Genomic DNA, 16,752 nt, shown 5'->3' with positions numbered 1-16,752 from the left:
TACGTCACCCCAAACCCATTCAGCCCCTGCACCGCAGGATCTCCTAATCATTCTCTATAGATATGCCCACCTCTGTATCCGTGTAATCCGCATGATAGTGGATCTCGATGCTCAGACGTGCACAATCACATGAAGGAACTAGTTCTCTTTTTGCTCCGGCCAATATTTCTCAATCAAAGCGGGGGGCAATTTCTCTCTAATCTGAATCGGCAGCTTTCGCCTACTAGGTTCGTGTATACCCGTGCTATCTATTTCCAGACGCTCCAATAAAAGCTTATCCTTGCCGTCAAATATCCAGAACCACACCCCGTCTTCTGTGTAAATCCACCAATCTTTCGTTGGCTGCCAGTCATCTCCTGGTGAAATCTTTGCGCTACCTTCCGCGCCCTTCTTACTGAACCATCTCTCGTAAGTATACACAGGAACCCCCTCTCTTTCCTCAATGATCAAGTGGTCAACACTACTGTGTAGAAAATATCGCCCCTCAGTACTAAATGGCTCAGAAGGAACAGCCTCATTCGACTTTGAAATTGTCACCCGCTCAGATCCGAGAAGCAACATTGCCACAAAACACACCGCTACTCCTGCAATCAATCCAACTATAAAACGCCCCATAAGATCTAACTCTTTAGTCGAGTTGACGCTTCCGAGTCGAGACTAAATACTGATACCCTACTTCCAAACAAGCCCAGCCTTGTCCTCTGCCTTGGAGTATCCCTTGAGCATTTCCATGCACTTCTCCATAATGATTGCTGGCTAGATCACTACCGCATACCTAACAACATCCTGAGCTAGAAGAGCAAGATGAGCTCTCAGATTGGGTGGAAGCTTCCGGTATCCCGCAAGACTCTTGAGCCAAGCAGGCGGTCTGCTTGTTAATGAGGATAAAATCCTTACCGTCGAAACTCAGGCCGAACTTACCGATCGTACTCTGCTGATATTCTACTTCGATCTCGTAGTCTTCTTCACCTAGCACCTTTTGACAGACATCCAGAATATGAAGAAATTTCTTCGGAGCAAGCCTGTGGTCGTAGTCGCCGGCTTCCCAAAGCTGGAAGTTCGCCACGGTCTCCTTGCGCTCCGTACCCCCGCAATCAATGAAATGCTTGGTCACCTTTCCCACTTCCGTCACGTGGAAATGCGACGGCAAAATGGTGCCGTCCGGCAGTTTGAAATTAACCGCGTCCAGCTTCGCCAACACTTCTTTCACTTCAGATATTTTCATAACTTTCTTTTTTAATATTATATCAGCTCTATCACTGAGCCTCCCTTTTTCTTATCTTCACGAATACTGGCGAACTCCTCGCTGCAGCAGTCTTTCACCATAAATCCTATTATTTTGCGGATGGCATCATAACTCGCCGAGTAAATGACTGAGCGCCCTTCCTTGCGCGATGCTACGACTCCCGAATTCGATAAATGGTTCAGGTGAAAAGACATCGTATTATGTGGTATTCCTAGTTTCTCGCTGATAGCACCAGCTGGGAGACCCTCAGGCCCCGCCTTCACCAGCAATCGAAATGCACTCAAACGCGTCTCTTGAGAGAGAGCTTCGAATACATGAATAGCCTCATTCATTTCCATATGTCCGGAATATTGGACATATTTAAACAAACGCAAATAATATTACTAAAAAGAGGAATTTTATTTCCAAACAAGCGCCGTCTTGTCCTCGGCTTTGGAGTATTCCTTGAGCATTTCCATGCATTTTTCTAGCAGGACTTCGTCCATGGCGTGGACGTCTTCGCCCTTGCCGATGGCGCGGAGGAGGAGAACGGTGAGTTCACCGCCGAGGTGCTCGCGGAATTCCTCTAGGCCGTTGAAGACGCGGCGGCGACCGTCGGCATTGCGCAGCTCGAAGCCTTCGTGCCAGAGTGGCAGCTTGAGTGCATCTAACAGGCGGAGCACACGGCGGGCATCCTTCTCAGTAAGGCGGCCGGTGCAGTAGGAATAGAGAGTATCCAGAGCTACGCCGATACTGACCGCCTGCGCATGAGTAAGCTCAAAGTCGGTCAACTGCTCGAGCTTGTGAGCAGCCCAGTGGCCGAAGTCCAGCGGGCGGCTGGAACCGTTTTCAAAAGGATCTCCACCGAAGGCGATGTGCTCGGCGTGCAGGGTGGCGGAGCGCTCCACGGCTTCCTCCAGCGCATGAGTCCGCAGCTGGGCAAGCAGCTGAGCATTGTCCTCCAGCCAGTCGAAGAAGGCGCCATCGCGCACGAGTGCCACCTTCACAGCCTCCACCAGACCATCCCTGCGGACGTCCTCCGGCTGGGTGTGCAGGAAGGCGAAATCATTCACCACCGCATAGGGAACGGCGAAGCTGCCGATCCAGTTTTTCTTCCCGTAGGCATTGATGCCATTCTTCACGCCCACGCCGCTGTCATCCTGACTGAGGGTGGTAGTGGGGAAACGGACGAGACGCACGCCGCGGTGGGCCGTGGCCGCACCGAAACCGATCACATCCAGAAAGGCGCCGCCGCCGATGGCGAAGACGTAGGAGTGGCGGTCCACTTTCTTTTCCTCGATGGCGTCCCAGACGCTGCGCAGGACTTTCTCGTTGCGCTTGCATTCCTCTGCTCCGGGAGCGATGCAGGTGGCCACGTGGTTCAGCCCAGGAGTGCTGGCGAAGTATTCCTCGATCTGTTCCTGCAGCTTGGGAAAAGCCTCGGCTACGGCATCCTCCAGGAAGACCAGCACCTTCGCATGGCCGTTGCTTTGCAGCAAGGTAGCCAACATGCGATTACCCGGCGAAAAGGAGTCTCGGGTGAAGCGGATGCGGTGTTTAAAATTGAGAGTGATGTTGTAGTCGTTTCCGGCCATAGCGTGTGTCTGAGAACTGGTAGTGCAGTAAACGAACTCATTCCACCCTTTCTTACCCTAAACTTGCGACATACATTCTTTTCAATCTACGACAGGACAATTTTTATCCACCCCTTTTAACCAGCAAATCTGGCTCAACTTACTCCCATTTTGCGCCGTGAAAGGCTTTTACGAGCAAGAGCTAACATCGTTTTTCTCTGGAAATCGCCAGGGAATCAGGCTATAGAATGTAGGATAACGCAGTCCCCCCCACCGCTGACGGAAACAAGAAGAAACATTCTATGCGCTCCTATCTCGCCATACTCCTGGCCTGTAGCCTAGCCTCCTGTGATCAGAAGGCTCAGCCGGATGTGCAGCAATCACCCGAGACCAAGGACATCGTTATCCAGGACCCTCAGTTCCAACAGCCCTACGCGCTCACGCTGGAGGAGGATACCGGCATCTCCGCCCACCTGCTTCCCCCCTACTGCTATCTTTCTATCAAAGAGAACGGCAGCCATGAGTACATCTATGTACTGGATGAGGAAAAGCGTCCTCAGTGGTCCATTCTCGTCTACAGCAGTGCGAACGCCAGTGGCGAAGCCTTCCAGATTTTCAAAGAAACCCCCACGGAGAACGGCGTCAAACGTTCCCCGATCACCGATAAAGAGCTTTCCACCCATCTCGACATTATTGAGCGCAAGCTCATCGCCTTCTATGGTGAGGATATGTACCTCCGCTACTACACGGGCGGACTTCCCTCTGAGAACGGCGATGCGGACGACGATCCCCTGCTCATCAGCATGGCCGATGACAGCAGCCTGGATGCCATCGAGCAACGCATGGCATCCGCCTTCGGCGAGAAGACCCTTTATCATATAGCCCATCTCATTCATTACCTCAGAGCCACCCTAAACAAGTGAACTGACCTCCCTCCCCCCCCCCAATAAAACAATGATGAGACCCGAGTCGTTTCGTCTGCTTGTAGGAGCAGGCGTCCTCTCAGCATGTGTATTCGGATACACGCTGAGCCTCAGGCCCGCTAACGAGCCTGCATTCGTGCATGATATTGTCACGAATATCGAGGAGTACAGGAAGGACAACCGTCTTCTCCCTGATCCGGCAAATGCCCACACCCTCCAGGAACTGGAAATTCTAGGTAACAAAGAAGGCGTCATGAGCTATCAGCTCATCGATTTCCAAAACTACCTTCTGATCAAGTACAACAAGAATGGCATAGGCCCCAGCTGGTACTATGATTCCCGCAGAAAGAAATGGTTCTACGGCACACCGAGTAATCCAGGCCTGGGTGCGCTGACGGCCCATAGTCAATTCGATTAAGGTCAGCCGCCATTTCACGATCTGTAGCAGCGTGCAGATCTGCCTGAGAATGGCTCCTGCCAGAACCGAAAAGGCTTCTGGACAGGGATGTTTTGTCTTTAGACACGTGGATTATCTTTTTGTTGGAGTAAGATGGCACTTTCGCGAAGCCACAAAAAAACTGGTGCTGTCCAACACAGGAGACAGCACCAGCTCATACTCACAGGCGGTTAGCAAGCTTAGTTACCAACCGTGATATTTTGTGAAAACACACAAATGAAAGCTTAGTTCCTGCGGCGTCTGAAGAGCATGCAGGCAAGGCCCAAGAAGCCCATCGTAGCAGTGGTAGGTTCAGGCACACTGGCGAAGGTCACGGAATTGACCACACCCATAGTACCCTGGGCGCTACTTAAATCAGCATCTTCTACACCGTAGTAGAAGTACTGCATGCCTGAAAGATCCGCATTTACAGTCTGCTCACTGCCGCCATAGTTGATCGTCACTTCCGCGTCGGTGAGAGAGTTGGAGTTGATCGTCATGCTTACGACGTAGGACGCATCATTGAAGTCAGACATGGTGGCATTGACGATGGTCTGGCTATTTGCGCCACCGACGCGATTCCAGATAGCCACGTCCTGGTCATTGGTAAACTCACGAACGCGAATCGCAAAGTTGTTAGAACCTTTAGTCTGTGCAGTAGAATCAGTTAAATTGGTAATAGGGTCTGGAGTGCTCACATCAGAGAAGCCCAAGAAGATGGCAGATTGCTCCAGTTGGCCGAAGTCAAGAGTCACCGTGTAGGTGGTATTGGTGGCAAAGATTCCAGTGCCAACATGAAGAAAGGCACCACGGTCTACATTGTTACTGTCTCCCGCTTCATCGAGGAGGCTACCGTCGGCACGCAGGTAGTTGATGCTATCAGCTTGCCAAGTGTTCGCGTTGTAAATGTTAGTATCCGGTGTCGTGCCGTTTACGTTATCAGCATTGTTGCCGCTGAAGTCGTCATAGATCAGGACTGCCGCATTCGCCTCAGTCACAGCCAGGCTCATCGCGCATGGGAGCGCCAAAAGCAGGGGTCGGTATGATTTCATAATCTCAGTGATATGTGGTTTTGGGTTCTCGCGGACCGCCATCATCACTTGGACAGGCTGCTTATCCGCGTTATGTAGGGGAATTCCCCACCACGGATTGGATGTGACATAAAAGTGAAATAAATTTTTTCACTCGATCACCAGCACCACACCTTTCACCACTGGATGCCTTTACTGAGGCTCAAAATACCCTATTCAAAAACAGGCTCTACGATGACCGCCGCGATGTTTGAACGCGGCTGATTCAGATCTCCCGACTGCGGAGGCACAGTGAGCAAAATCCGGTCATTGGTGAGCGTGAGAGGAATCTCCTGGTCCGCAATTCTCCCGCCAAGATGTTCTTCCGCACCCGGTAAAATCACCGACTTGGAATCAAGCACAGGGAAGGTACCCAGCAGGTTACCATCTGCGGTACCGCCCGCATGGATACTCAGTGGGGTGAAAACATAATTGGATCGGGATCCCGCACGCAGTACGATCAGGCGATAGCCTTTAGCCCCCATGCGTTTATACCAGCCATTTAGTCCTGAAAGGCGAATCCCTGCACCGTGCTTGGTCTCATCTAGCTTCATCTCCCGGTATAGCGGGTCACGTGTCCTTCTATCCAGATAACAGCGCAGATGGCTGGCGTATGGTTTGAGCTTATCCTCTACGCTACCTTCCCGCAGGTGGAGACTCTGACCCAGCCATTCCACCCCTACACCAGTGCCCGGAGGCACAAGAAAACCACGCGGCTTAGTAGCCTCAGCCCAGCTGGCCTGGAACGGCACATCCCCGCTAATCGGCTGGGCATCCTTGTGCCTGAAGTTCACCGCAAAGCCCGAATGAGGGTTTAAGGTATAACGCGAGCGGTCTGCCTTTTCTTCTGCAGGTGGCCAAGTCTTGTTGGAGAAGACCCCGGCCACACCTCCTGCGAGCGCTAGTGGCTCCTGATTCTCCCGGGTAATTTCTACACTTCCTTCAAAGACATCCAGTCTGGTTTCGCCATTCTCCTTTTGCTGGACACCATAGGTGGTGCCCAGATTGCGCAACTCCCCGGATGCCGTCTTGATCAACAATGTATCTCCACCTGAAATGGTGTAGAGTGAAGCCTGGTTGACCGTAATCGCTCCAGAGTCATGAAGCTCCACATCTGCGGGACCAGTGATCACCATATCCAGCCCATCGGCATTGCGCAGCTGGAGTGAGCCAAGCTCAAATGACAGATGAGTCCCATCCTTTAGTTCCTGTCCCGCCTGGTAGACTCCTCCCTTTACCGTGGACTGGACTACCTGGAAAGCAGGCTTGGGCACCAAGATCGTATACAGCCCCATCACGAGAAGCACTGCAGCCACAGCAGCCGCAGATCCCATGAACCAAGGCTTGTAGTTACGCTTCACTGGCGTTTTCTCGACAAATGGCACGATGACTGAAGCCTCTTCTCCAGCCAGCTTCTGGGCCAGTCGATCATTGAGCATCTGCATTTCTATGAAGTAGCGGCACGCCTCTTCATTCTCCGGCAAAATGCGGTTCAGCTCGGAAATCTCATCATGGGTCAACTCATGGTTCAGAGCACTCTCGACCAGAGCATGCAGGTCATGCCCGCCTCCCTTTTGATCTTTACCATTTTCGTGATTGCCCATGCTCTAGTTATATTCCGTTTAATTTTCAGACTGTGACAAAAAACTTTTCATTTTAAGCGCCTCTCGATGCATTCCTTCAACGACTTGCGGAGACGGGAAATATACTTCCGCATCGCCACCGCGCTTTTCTTCAGCTGCTCCGCAATCTCTTTGATCGATTCTCCCCGCTTGTAGAACTCCCGCAGGACGTCCCTATCCTTCTGCGGCATGCTTTGCAGGCAGATTTCCAGTAACTCATAGCGCTGGTCCATCTGCTCATAGTGCTGGATATAGGTCTCCTGTAGCGCATCCAGCGCCTGCTCGGACATGTCCAGATGAGGTCTGCGCTGCTTGTCCCGGAAATAACTAAGACAGGTGAAGCGGCAGACACTGGCCACCCAAGCCTTAAAATTCGTGCCTTGCTCATACTGCTCCTGCATATTGAAGAGCTTCACATTCACCTGCTGTACCAGGTCATCCGCATCATGCCTCAGCACACCCAGAGAGATCACCATCCCGCGGATAAATCCTTGGTGGGCGACCAGCAATTCTTCGAATGTTCCAGAGTCTGACATTGATGCCATGAGTGTAGCTCTCCTTCATCCAGCATATCATCCGCCAAGTGGGCAAGTCCTATTGTGAAGGAATATACAGAAAGTCCTTAGCTACCTCATCTCTGAAACCACTCTCTTAAACCTGAGTCTATCCTCCAAAAGACGCAGCCAAATGACTTATGACCGAACTTCATTAACAAAAATCTCGAGTTGAAATGTAATACCTCACTTCAGGAGTTCATTCAATGAACGAGGAGTAAAACAATAATCAACTAGCTTCTCATTTTAACTCTGACTTACACACAATGAAAACACCCATTACTCTAATCACTCTCGCATCCCTATCAACCCTAGGCCACGCAGCAACCATATCTCTGGATGCTGGTGGTAACGCAGGGGATTCCGCTGTGAGCTCCGGCTCCATCAGCTCAATTGTTGGTAGCGTAGACTCTGACAGCGTGGCTGATGGTCCAGGACCGCAGACACTCACCTACACCATCGATGGTCTTGATATCGACGGCATTGGCGGAACGAATGATCAACTCGTTGTCTCAGTAGTACTCAGCACAGGCGATGCAGGCCATGAACTTGAGACGAATCAGGCGGCTGGAGGCAACTGGATCGCCGTAGATAGCCTCATCAACACGAACTCGGCTCAGACTAACTACATCGACCAGACAAACGAAGTCCTTATCTTTTCTCTGGGTAGCGCCACTGCCAACCTCAACGGAGGCAGTGATAACGGTACAGTGAATTTCATCGGTTTCACGGGTGGTCAGGTACTGAACTATGATGGGGGCACAATCAGCATCAATGGCAGCTCATTTGGTAATACAGACATCGATGGTAGCCAAGAGTTTACCCTTGGCTCTGCGAGCTCCACGCTCAGTTACGGCTTCACATCTGGAGACGAAGACTACCGCGTAGAAATGGGAACTCTTGAATTTGATGTCACTGCTGTGCCTGAACCGAGCAGCACCTCTCTGCTCGGCCTCGCCGGCCTTGGCCTCATCCTGCGCCGCCGCCGAGCATAAGTAGCACTTCCCCCCTCTAAAAACACCACTAAGCCGCTTTCCCGCTGGAGAGCGGCTTTCTGCTTATCAAACAGATCATCCTCCATTGACGTGGCTCTTGGCTTACTGGATAGTCGCCTTTGCACCGTCCGTCATGCATCGCTTTCTTTTATTCTTATTCATTTCCATTCTCAGCACGAGTTGCAGCACTCTACGTATTGGCAGAGAGATTGATTACTCACCGGCTTCAAGCGTGAGACGCATCGAAACACTACGTATCGCCGAGTCCTACCGTAGACACCTGTGGACCCCAACGGAGCAAAATATTCTCCACGGCCAGGACGCAGATGGCATCCGCGTGGATACACCGGACAGCACACTGAGTGTCTCCAGAGCCGGAAGACCTGGGTGGTGGAAGCCCGGAAAAATGAACCAAGGGATGCCCTACCAATGGGGAGGTTTTGACACCCCTGAAAGCTTTGATCAAAAAATCAAACAAGGCTTTGCTGCTGGAGACGTCTACACCTCTGACAAAAGACGCCACCTCTATGATGCCGTCAGCAACTATGCCTGCGGGGTCGATTGCTCGGGATTCATCTCCAGATGCTGGCTGTTAGACCGACCCTATTCTACCCGCGAACTACCTAAACTCTGCACACCTCTAACAAACTACAACGATCTCAAAGCAGGAGATATCCTGAACAAACACAACACCCATGTGCTTCTCTTCTACAAATTCATCGATAAAGAGAAGACCCGTTTCCTAGCTTACGAAACAGGCTCGCCTCCTACATGGAAGGTTCTGCTCCACCCGATCAAGGTCGATTACGTCAAGGGTCTTGGCTATAAGCCTTACCGTTACAAGAGGATCATCGATTAGAGCTTGCTAAACCTAACAAAGTTTACTTTCCCCATAATCCCTTGGGAACGGTACAAGGTGGCATCTTCTACCCCGTAATAGAATGTCTGCAACTCACGGATATCGACACCTTTGACCGTGGCTTCCTTACCTTCATATTTGATACTGAGTTCTGCATCCTTGAGAGAGTTCGTCTTGATCGTCATGGTCACCGTATAGGCATCCTTATGAAAACTCAGCTTCTTCCCATAGACTGAGATGTACTCTGTGTTGCCACCCTTGCGGTGTGAAATAGAGACAGCATTATCCTTACCAAAAGTTCGCACACGTATAGCCAAGTTATGCTTTCCTGTGTCCTGCATGCCATCGAAATTGGCAGGTGGCTTAGCTTCGCTATGAAAGCCCAAGAACAATCCTGCACTATTGAGTTTCCCAAAACCAAGAGATATCTGGTAAGTACTGTTCGTCGCAAAGAGGCCCTCCCCGATGTTCAAATAGGCTCCTCGATCAATGTCCACCTGCCCACCTTCGGCATCAACAATGGAACCGTCCGCTCGGAAACAGGAAGGCTTATCTTCAGTAGAAGCCACCCAGGCATTGGTATTAAACACATTCACGGCAGGCTTCCTTCCTGCCAAGCCCTGATCAAAGCGTCCTTGGAAATAGTCGTGAATCAAATCGGTCGAAAATCCGCTGTTCGTTGAACTGATGAGGGCACATGTCACCACGGAGGCAACAGATAGAAATCTGGGCATGAGAACTTGAATGGTTATTGCAGTGTTATGAGTCAATGAGCCTCAGCAAAACTGGGGAGACTCAATGCGGAATTATAGAAATGCAGCCTCCACTCCTATTCTTTTTTGCGCTTTTCGACTTCACATAATGCGCACTGCAAAGATGTCGCCCCAGACTACTGGAGCAAACCGCCATGATAAGATAGAGCCCCCTAGACATCGACTTTTTACAAGGTTGAATACTTCGGTACAATTCCGGCCATTTTAAAATTCCCCATTCAACAAATCTCCTCTAACTTTCCCCTATGCTTTCCGTCACCTGCCAGCAAATGCAAGACATAGAAGCCGCTTCCTTCAAACAAGGCCACAAGCCTGAATCTCTCATGGAGCAAGCGGGCGCAGGCATCGCAAAGACTATCCTCCACTACTTCCCTAACAAGAGGAGCGCGATTGCCTATCTCGGCAGAGGTCATAATGCGGGTGATGCGCTGGTAGCCCTGCGTATTTTACGTGATCTAGGCTGGCAAGTTGGTATCCGCTGTGAAAACGCGCTCCATGAGCTGGCCCCTCTCACTCGCCGCAAACTTCGGGAGCTTGGCGATGACTTCTATTACAATCAGAACCGCCCGGAGAAGGACTCGATTATCTTAGATGGCTTACTCGGCATCGGCGCAAGAGGGCCTCTGCGAGAACCACTGGCCCTCCTTGCCGGGGAAATGAATCACCACCGTGTCCAAGGCCGCTCCAACACAATCGCCATGGACATTCCCAGCGGCATCAATGGAGACACTGGAGAAGTCTATGATGGTGCCGTCATCGCAGACCTTACCATAACTATAGCCATTCCCAAGACTGGTCTACTCTCACAAAACGCGGTCAACCATGTAGGTTCGCTAGCACTGGCCCCTCTGGAAGCACTCACCCCGGAGAACATACAATCAAACCAGCCACGTCCACTCCACCTCACCACCCGTCATAGCATCAAACGCAAGCGCCGCTCATTCGACACCCATAAGGGACAAGCGGGGCGCGTGGGTATCTGGGCCGGCTCTGAGGGCATGTTAGGCGCGGCCTCCCTCTGTGCGGAGGCTGCCATCCGCTCAGGAGCTGGCTTGGTGACTCTATTTACGCCGCCAACACTCTATGCGGCACTCGCTTCGATCACTCCCCGGGAAATCATCATCACCCCCAGCATCAATCCCCAGGACCTCCTCAAGAGCCGCTTCGACGCTCTCGTGATAGGCCCCGGCCTTGGCTCTCCTGTCGCCTCTCTGGCCGAGAAACTCTTTGCAGTCATCCAGGAAACTGAACTCCCCTGCGTACTCGATGCAGACATGCTCAACCTGATCGCCCGCGAGAAGCGGCAGGATCTCTTCCGCAAGAATACCATCCTCACCCCTCATCCCGGTGAGATGGCTCGCATCTACCCTGCCAGCGAACACTTCAGCCGTGTCCCTACGGCAGACAACTTCACCTCTGAATATTCCTCTACGCTTCTTTACAAAGGTGCGCGTACCCTTGTCGCCTGGGAAGCCTCCCCGATCTACCATAATTCTACAGGCACCCCAGCGATGGCTACTGCCGGGCAAGGCGATGTGCTCTCAGGATTGATCGGAGGGCTCTGCGCTCAGGGGTATCCCAACCTGGAAGCAGCCCGGCTTGCTGCCTGGCTGTGTGGAGAGGCTTGCCAACTTGCCCTGAGGGAATCTCATATCACCGAGGAAACTCTCGTGGCCTCAGATACCATTGCCCATCTGGCCCAAGCCTTCGACGCCCTGTCTTAGGATTTCCCCTTGCCTGGCTTTGTGCGGTGATCACCAAAATATTTCTCACTGCGGTAGCGCAGCCAAACACGCAACTCCTGAGGCACCTTTTCACGCTGCTCCTTGCTCAGTGTCTCATAGAGCTCTAGTGCTCGGTCGCGCTCACGCCGACACGCCTTGTTTCGGTGGGCATCCCAATAGCCGCGTGCCACACGAATGCGGCGGTTCACCTCTTTAATGAGGGCTGCACCTTCCAAGGGCTTGTTGAGCTTTTTCTTCGCCGGCATGCTTCCTAGGGTGACAGTTTTCCGCTAAGACTGCACGCTTCGAATTTCATCCGCTTGTACCACAGCTTGTACCACACCGTTCATCTCCACCAGCAAGTGCCCTTCATCATTCAGTCCGCGCACCACGCCCTCACAGGGTTCACCCTGCCACAACATCCGAACCAGCTGATTTCTGAATACCAAACGCTTCTGTACCTCCGCAATGACCTTCTCGTAGCCGCCCCCCACTAGACTCCCCCAACGAAAAATACCCTGCACCACACCAGCAAGAATTTCTTCTCTGCTTGGCTTAGGCACACCCTCCAGCAGCAGCGAGGTTGCTTCCAGCTCAGCCGGGAAAGACCGCACACTCACATTGAGGCCAATACCAATGACCAAGCGGTCAGCCGCCCCCTCGACGAGGATGCCTGCGCATTTCTTCTCTCCAATCCAGACGTCATTTGGCCACTTGATACCAGCCTCTAAACCAAAGCCCTCTATCACCTCCGCCACTGCCAATCCAGCGACCAGAGCAAAGCGCGACCAGAGCTCTTTTCCCACATCCGGATCCAACACCAGCGAGAAGAGTAAGCCTTCTCCCTCTGGACAAGCCCAACGACTCCCCCGCCGTCCACGCCCTTTTGTCTGCCTCTCAGCCATCACGAGGGTACCTGACGGAGACCCCGCCTGCCCCAATTCCAAGGCACGGTCACTCGTGGATTCCATCACCTCCGCATACTCTAACAATCCATTCAGAGCTGGGATCTTCGTGTAAAAAAGCTCTCTGTCGAACATCTCCCTTACAGCTTGAGACGCCCCTAAAAAAAGTCGAGCCGTAATGATAACATCAATTCCCGCTAGATGCTAGAAAATCGGATCTAAAAAGCGGTTTTTCAGCCACTTCCAACGATCTAGCAGAAAAAAAGTTCAAAAAACTGCAGACTTCTCGACACCATTTTTAACAAATGCTAGTTTAATCTAGTAAACCCTCATAAGTATATGCAAGCAGTCATCAGATCACCCCGTAATGCAGCCCTGTGTGCCCCTCTCACCACAGGCAGGCACATCGGCGACTGTCTAGTCGCCAACATCCCCCTCAAAGATCTCATCGGTACCGAATTACGCCGAGCAGGATTCGAGATCGCAGAACACAAAGATGCTTCTGGCCGCACCGTTCACCTCCCGCTCGACCACTGGATTGACGTCGGAGCGCTCTGCATGCTCGCTCGCCAAGACCCTGGCACCTGCCTCTATGACAGTGATGGCGATCTCGTTGCCTGGAAAGGTTGCGATAAGCCAGATCAATGCACCAAGAAAATCATCACCGAGGCCCCTTGCTTCCGGATCTCTTATCCATGGGAATTCATCCAGCTCAATGAGGATGTCTTGGAGGCGATCAACGAGTCAAACATCGAAGGTGATGTCAGCCCGCTCGCCTCTGTAGAAGGCACTCTCATCCTAGGCAAAGGCTCAAAGGTTCTGCCAGGTGTAGTGATTGAAGGCACCGTGGTCATTGGGGACAACTGCAAGATCGGCCCCAATGCCTACATTCGTGGAAACACTAGCATTGGTGACAACTGCGTGGTTGGTAATGCCGTAGAAATCAAAAACTCTGTGATTTACCACCATACCAGCATCGCACACCTCAGTTATGTAGGTGACTCAATCATTGGCAGCCATGTCTATCTGGGTGCTGGCACAGTCCTCTCAAATAGACGCCATGATGGCAGGCACCACCGATGCAGCGTCAATGGAGAACTCATCAACACCGGTCGGGAGAAACTCGGAGCCATCATTGGTGACGGCGTCTGTACAGGGGTCAACACCTCTGTCTTCCCTGCCAGAAAAATTGGCAGGGGCCGCACTACCCGCCCCGGAGCCATCGTCGAACGCGACATGATGTAGCGATTCTACTCACTCTATCACCAAACGGAGACCTGGCGCCCGCATTAAGATAATGCGGGCGCTTATTCATAATAAACTTTTCCCAATTTCGTACCCCGATGCTCCTTGACAGGCATCTAGGAAACCTTCAGACCGAAGAAGCTATTTTAGTGACAATATCGTCACCCAACCACCGCTCATCATGATCTGGTCCACCATCACCTCCATCCTCGGCATCCTCGGCGCACTCGGAATTTTCCTTTTCGGCATGAAAGTCATGTCTGAAGGCATCCAGAAAGTCGCCGGAGACAGCATGCGTAAAGCGCTTGCCACCATGACGAAGAACCGCTTCAGCGCGGCCTTCACTGGTTTCTTTACCACCTGTATGGTGCAATCCTCCTCAGCAACTACAGTTCTGGTGGTGAGCTTCGTCAACGCCGGACTCCTCACCTTGGTGGAATCCATCGGTGTTATCATGGGAGCGAACCTCGGTACCACCATCACGGCATGGCTGGTAGCCTTCATCCCCAAGTTCAGTGTATCCAAGATAGCACTACCCGTGATAGGCATCGGCCTCCCTATGTTCTTCATCGGCAAGAACAAAGGACGCGCCTTGGGCGAAACTCTCATCGGTTTCGGTCTTCTCTTCTTCGGCCTCAGCCAGCTCAAGAACGCAGTTCCTGATGTAGATAACCTTATGGCTACGAATGCTCAGCTAGCGGAATTCATTCAGAATGCCGTCTCCAGCATTCAGAGCTTCTCATTTGGGTCCACCGTCATTTTCCTAATTCTCGGCATCATACTCACCGTAGTCGTTCAGTCATCCTCCGCAGCTATGGCCATCACCATCGCATTCGCATGGAACGGCTGGCTCGGTGACGACCCTCAGCAAGCCTTCATGAGCTGTGCCGCCATTGTACTGGGTGAAAACATCGGCACCACCATCACCGCATGGTTGGCCTCTATCGGGGCCAATGTGCACGCCAAGCGAGCCGCTCGGGCCCACTTCATGTTCAACGTCATCGGTACGATCTGGGCCGTCATTCTCTTCGGACTTTTCACCAAGTTCGTCTGGAACATCCTCGGTATTTTCCCTGACTGGATGGTGGAAATGAAAACTAAAAAGGCTGGAGCTGACGTCAACGAGCAGCTCATCATTGTGGCCTTCGCAGTTGCCATCTTCCACACCACCTTCAACTTCGTGAACATCCTTCTCCTCATCCCATTCGTGAAGCAAATCTCGAACGTCGTAGTCAAGATGGTTCCAGATAAGGACATTCCTGAAGAAGACCGTCGCATCCGCTACATTTCCCAGACACTCATCGACCTTGGCGAACTGAATATCGTAGAGGCTGAAAAAGCCGTAGAGAGGCTCTCCACCCAGTGCCAGGAAATGTTCAAAGGCTACATCGAGGTTTTCGAGAATCCACACCAGGACATGTCCGCCCAAGTCAACAAGCTCAAGGAAATGGAAGACGAGGCAGACGAAATGATGCAAGACCTCACCGAATACCTGGTACGCTGCACCTCCAAGGAAGCGAGCCCCCACCTGTCTGAGCGTATCGCCGCCCTGCTTCGCATCACTGCCGAGCTAGAGGAATGCTCTGACGCCATTTACCGCCTCATCAAGATTGCTGAGCGCAAGTACAAGAAAGGCCGCCAGTTCACTCCGGATCAGGTGGAATCCATCATGAAAATTGCGAATGTGATCGAAGAATTCATGCAGTTCACTCACGCGCGACTCCTGGTTGGCCTCAGCGACGAAGATTCAGCCCAGGCGCAAGCCCTGCGTGACAAGGTCGTCAGCCTGCGCAAGAAATACAATAAAGTAGCTATGGCGCGCATGGCAGAAGGCAACGTCAAGGTAGAGATGCTCAATATCGATACCAATACTCAGCTAGACGTGGTCTCCAACCACCTCTTCCACGTGGCCCAGACCAACGCAGAATTGGCGTAACTCAGGCGCTTTCATCACGCCTTCAAAAGCTTACAGAAATGCCACACGCCTTGATTGGTGTGTGGCATTATTGACACGCTCTTTCGCTACCACCTTGATATTCTGTGGATAACGTCGCCACGACTGCCAGCAAAGAGTAAGATCTTCAGCCAAGATTAAACTTCAATTCTAGCAGAATTAACCACAGACTATTCCATGCAGAAAATTCTCATCATTGAAGACGAAGCTGATATCTCAGACCTCATCGCCTTCAACCTTCAGCGCAACCAGTTCGAGACGATTCAGGCATACGACGGTAATGACGGCCTGAACAAGGCCCTCACGACACAGCCAGACTTGATCATTCTCGATCTCATGCTGCCAGGCATCGATGGACTGGGAGTACACAAAGAACTCAGACGGGATGCACGCACACGTAATATCCCTGTCGTCATGCTGACAGCCAAGGCACAGACTGAAGACCGCATCAAAGGCCTCGAATCCGGAGCAGACGACTATCTGACCAAACCATTCAGCCCGAAGGAACTCATTCTTCGCGTCCAAGCAGTCCTCAAACGCTCCATCAACAAGAGTAGCGGCTCTACCCTACAGGTGGGCCCGTTCCGCTTTGACAAGAACTCCCTGAGCTTCTTCTCTGGCAGTGAGCAAGTGGATCTGACCTCCACCGAGTTCAAGCTCATGCTCTACCTCTGCGAACGCGCAGGAGCAGCACAAGACCGCAGCGATCTTCTTCGTAAGGTCTGGGGCTATAGCGATGAAGTGCATTCTCGCACTCTCGATACTCACATGAAGCGCCTCCGCAAAAAGCTAGGCGAAAATGCAAATCACCTGGAAACTGTTCGTGGCGTAGGCTACCGCATCACTAAAGATGCCGTGGCAGACTAAAACCATCATTCGTTTGCGTTCAGATT

General features: G+C 52.0%; 18 protein-coding genes. 8 read left to right on the top strand and 10 right to left on the bottom strand.

The genetic code is table 11. The features are described from left to right. Positions 1–138 precede the first annotated feature (138 nt). From BUB27_RS11525 to BUB27_RS11510, 4 genes are all read right to left on the bottom strand, one after another. Positions 139–615 carry a hypothetical protein gene (locus tag BUB27_RS11525; RefSeq protein WP_143184001.1) on the bottom strand — a complete coding sequence of 159 codons (477 nt, stop codon included), beginning with the start codon at positions 613–615 and terminating at the stop codon, positions 139–141. Between the two features lie 160 nt (positions 616–775). Next, entirely contained in the window at positions 776–1,225 is a 450-nt protein-coding gene (locus BUB27_RS11520; RefSeq protein WP_143184000.1) for a DUF6428 family protein, read from the bottom strand. Positions 1,226–1,242: 17 nt separating this feature from the next. Further along, on the bottom strand, positions 1,243–1,578 hold the full coding sequence (locus BUB27_RS11515; RefSeq protein ID WP_234991740.1) for an ArsR/SmtB family transcription factor: 336 nt from the start codon (positions 1,576–1,578) through the stop codon (positions 1,243–1,245). A gap of 66 nt (positions 1,579–1,644) precedes the next feature. Then, positions 1,645–2,820, bottom strand: a complete 1,176-nt coding sequence (locus tag BUB27_RS11510; protein ID WP_143183998.1) for a 3-dehydroquinate synthase — start codon at positions 2,818–2,820, stop codon at positions 1,645–1,647. A gap of 281 nt (positions 2,821–3,101) precedes the next feature. On the opposite strand from BUB27_RS11510, the gene BUB27_RS11505 reads away from it, so the two are divergent. Both BUB27_RS11505 and BUB27_RS11500 read left to right on the top strand, forming a co-directional pair. Beyond that, on the top strand, positions 3,102–3,722 hold the full coding sequence (locus BUB27_RS11505; RefSeq protein WP_143183997.1) for a hypothetical protein: 621 nt from the start codon (positions 3,102–3,104) through the stop codon (positions 3,720–3,722). 31 nt (positions 3,723–3,753) lie between these two features. After that, on the top strand, positions 3,754–4,140 hold the full coding sequence (locus BUB27_RS11500) for a hypothetical protein (protein WP_143183996.1): 387 nt from the start codon (positions 3,754–3,756) through the stop codon (positions 4,138–4,140). 263 nt (positions 4,141–4,403) lie between these two features. Here BUB27_RS11500 and BUB27_RS11495 read toward each other — a convergent pair whose 3' ends face one another. From BUB27_RS11495 to BUB27_RS11485, 3 genes are all read right to left on the bottom strand, one after another. Then, positions 4,404–5,210 (bottom strand): PEP-CTERM sorting domain-containing protein, encoded by an 807-nt coding sequence (locus tag BUB27_RS11495; RefSeq protein WP_143183995.1) that lies wholly within the window; start codon positions 5,208–5,210, stop codon positions 4,404–4,406. 191 nt (positions 5,211–5,401) lie between these two features. Beyond that, positions 5,402–6,832, bottom strand: a complete 1,431-nt coding sequence (locus BUB27_RS11490) for a FecR domain-containing protein (protein WP_143183994.1) — start codon at positions 6,830–6,832, stop codon at positions 5,402–5,404. A gap of 47 nt (positions 6,833–6,879) precedes the next feature. Then, complete coding sequence (locus tag BUB27_RS11485) at positions 6,880–7,395, bottom strand: sigma-70 family RNA polymerase sigma factor (RefSeq protein ID WP_143183993.1); 516 nt, start codon at positions 7,393–7,395, stop codon at positions 6,880–6,882. 275 nt (positions 7,396–7,670) lie between these two features. Between BUB27_RS11485 and BUB27_RS11480 the strand changes: the two genes are divergently transcribed. Together BUB27_RS11480 and BUB27_RS11475 are read left to right on the top strand one after the other, a co-directional pair. Beyond that, a complete protein-coding gene (locus BUB27_RS11480; RefSeq protein ID WP_143183992.1) occupies positions 7,671–8,399 on the top strand; it encodes a PEP-CTERM sorting domain-containing protein in 729 nt (242 codons plus the stop codon). Positions 8,400–8,631: 232 nt separating this feature from the next. Further along, entirely contained in the window at positions 8,632–9,258 is a 627-nt protein-coding gene (locus BUB27_RS11475) for a hypothetical protein (protein ID WP_143183991.1), read from the top strand. On the opposite strand, the gene BUB27_RS11470 is transcribed toward BUB27_RS11475, so the two are convergent. Beyond that, complete coding sequence (locus tag BUB27_RS11470; RefSeq protein WP_143183990.1) at positions 9,255–9,992, bottom strand: hypothetical protein; 738 nt, start codon at positions 9,990–9,992, stop codon at positions 9,255–9,257. The genes BUB27_RS11475 and BUB27_RS11470 overlap by 4 nt on opposite strands. Positions 9,993–10,276: 284 nt before the next feature. Between BUB27_RS11470 and BUB27_RS11465 the strand changes: the two genes are divergently transcribed. Then, positions 10,277–11,755 (top strand): NAD(P)H-hydrate dehydratase, encoded by a 1,479-nt coding sequence (locus BUB27_RS11465; RefSeq protein WP_143183989.1) that lies wholly within the window; start codon positions 10,277–10,279, stop codon positions 11,753–11,755. On the opposite strand, the gene BUB27_RS11460 is transcribed toward BUB27_RS11465, so the two are convergent. Beyond that, the gene (locus tag BUB27_RS11460) at positions 11,752–12,021 is read right to left on the bottom strand and encodes a Precorrin-3B methylase (RefSeq protein ID WP_143183988.1); all 270 of its coding nucleotides are present in this window, start codon (positions 12,019–12,021) and stop codon (positions 11,752–11,754) included. The two genes, BUB27_RS11465 and BUB27_RS11460, sit on opposite strands and share 4 nt — an antisense overlap. A 24-nt stretch (positions 12,022–12,045) precedes the next feature. Next, positions 12,046–12,795 carry a biotin--[acetyl-CoA-carboxylase] ligase gene (locus tag BUB27_RS11455; protein ID WP_143183987.1) on the bottom strand — a complete coding sequence of 250 codons (750 nt, stop codon included), beginning with the start codon at positions 12,793–12,795 and terminating at the stop codon, positions 12,046–12,048. Positions 12,796–12,999: 204 nt separating this feature from the next. Here BUB27_RS11455 and BUB27_RS11450 point away from each other — a divergent pair, with 204 nt between their 5' ends. The 3 genes from BUB27_RS11450 (at position 13,000) to BUB27_RS11440 (ending at position 16,726) form a co-directional block, all read left to right on the top strand. Further along, positions 13,000–13,905, top strand: a complete 906-nt coding sequence (locus BUB27_RS11450; protein ID WP_143183986.1) for a DapH/DapD/GlmU-related protein — start codon at positions 13,000–13,002, stop codon at positions 13,903–13,905. 181 nt (positions 13,906–14,086) lie between these two features. Next, positions 14,087–15,841, top strand: coding sequence for a Na/Pi cotransporter family protein (locus BUB27_RS11445; protein ID WP_143183985.1), 1,755 nt, complete (start codon positions 14,087–14,089; stop codon positions 15,839–15,841). A gap of 195 nt (positions 15,842–16,036) precedes the next feature. Next, the gene (locus tag BUB27_RS11440; RefSeq protein ID WP_143183984.1) at positions 16,037–16,726 is read left to right on the top strand and encodes a response regulator; all 690 of its coding nucleotides are present in this window, start codon (positions 16,037–16,039) and stop codon (positions 16,724–16,726) included. The last annotated feature ends 26 nt before the right edge of the window (positions 16,727–16,752 follow it).

This window comes from Rubritalea squalenifaciens DSM 18772, from assembly GCF_900141815.1.
In the GTDB taxonomy this organism is placed as follows: domain Bacteria; phylum Verrucomicrobiota; class Verrucomicrobiia; order Verrucomicrobiales; family Akkermansiaceae; genus Rubritalea; species Rubritalea squalenifaciens.
The sequence above is the reverse complement of the archived record's forward strand: the minus strand, read 5'-3'. Positions and strand labels throughout refer to the sequence as shown.

What these genes read in the sequence shown, in the direction of transcription:
- BUB27_RS11525 (WP_143184001.1), bottom strand. Translation starts at nt 615, where the DNA reads ATGGGGCGTTTTATAGTTGGATTGATTGCAGGAGTAGCGGTGTGTTTT.
- BUB27_RS11445 (WP_143183985.1), top strand. Translation starts at nt 14,087, where the DNA reads ATGATCTGGTCCACCATCACCTCCATCCTCGGCATCCTCGGCGCACTC.
- BUB27_RS11465 (WP_143183989.1), top strand. Translation starts at nt 10,277, where the DNA reads ATGCTTTCCGTCACCTGCCAGCAAATGCAAGACATAGAAGCCGCTTCC.
- BUB27_RS11460 (WP_143183988.1), bottom strand. Translation starts at nt 12,021, where the DNA reads ATGCCGGCGAAGAAAAAGCTCAACAAGCCCTTGGAAGGTGCAGCCCTC.
- BUB27_RS11510 (WP_143183998.1), bottom strand. Translation starts at nt 2,820, where the DNA reads ATGGCCGGAAACGACTACAACATCACTCTCAATTTTAAACACCGCATC.
- BUB27_RS11455 (WP_143183987.1), bottom strand. Translation starts at nt 12,795, where the DNA reads ATGTTCGACAGAGAGCTTTTTTACACGAAGATCCCAGCTCTGAATGGA.
- BUB27_RS11520 (WP_143184000.1), bottom strand. Translation starts at nt 1,225, where the DNA reads ATGAAAATATCTGAAGTGAAAGAAGTGTTGGCGAAGCTGGACGCGGTT.
- BUB27_RS11500 (WP_143183996.1), top strand. Translation starts at nt 3,754, where the DNA reads ATGATGAGACCCGAGTCGTTTCGTCTGCTTGTAGGAGCAGGCGTCCTC.
- BUB27_RS11470 (WP_143183990.1), bottom strand. Translation starts at nt 9,992, where the DNA reads ATGCCCAGATTTCTATCTGTTGCCTCCGTGGTGACATGTGCCCTCATC.
- BUB27_RS11505 (WP_143183997.1), top strand. Translation starts at nt 3,102, where the DNA reads ATGCGCTCCTATCTCGCCATACTCCTGGCCTGTAGCCTAGCCTCCTGT.
- BUB27_RS11440 (WP_143183984.1), top strand. Translation starts at nt 16,037, where the DNA reads ATGCAGAAAATTCTCATCATTGAAGACGAAGCTGATATCTCAGACCTC.
- BUB27_RS11515 (WP_234991740.1), bottom strand. Translation starts at nt 1,578, where the DNA reads ATGAATGAGGCTATTCATGTATTCGAAGCTCTCTCTCAAGAGACGCGT.
- BUB27_RS11480 (WP_143183992.1), top strand. Translation starts at nt 7,671, where the DNA reads ATGAAAACACCCATTACTCTAATCACTCTCGCATCCCTATCAACCCTA.
- BUB27_RS11490 (WP_143183994.1), bottom strand. Translation starts at nt 6,832, where the DNA reads ATGGGCAATCACGAAAATGGTAAAGATCAAAAGGGAGGCGGGCATGAC.
- BUB27_RS11485 (WP_143183993.1), bottom strand. Translation starts at nt 7,395, where the DNA reads ATGGCATCAATGTCAGACTCTGGAACATTCGAAGAATTGCTGGTCGCC.
- BUB27_RS11450 (WP_143183986.1), top strand. Translation starts at nt 13,000, where the DNA reads ATGCAAGCAGTCATCAGATCACCCCGTAATGCAGCCCTGTGTGCCCCT.
- BUB27_RS11495 (WP_143183995.1), bottom strand. Translation starts at nt 5,210, where the DNA reads ATGAAATCATACCGACCCCTGCTTTTGGCGCTCCCATGCGCGATGAGC.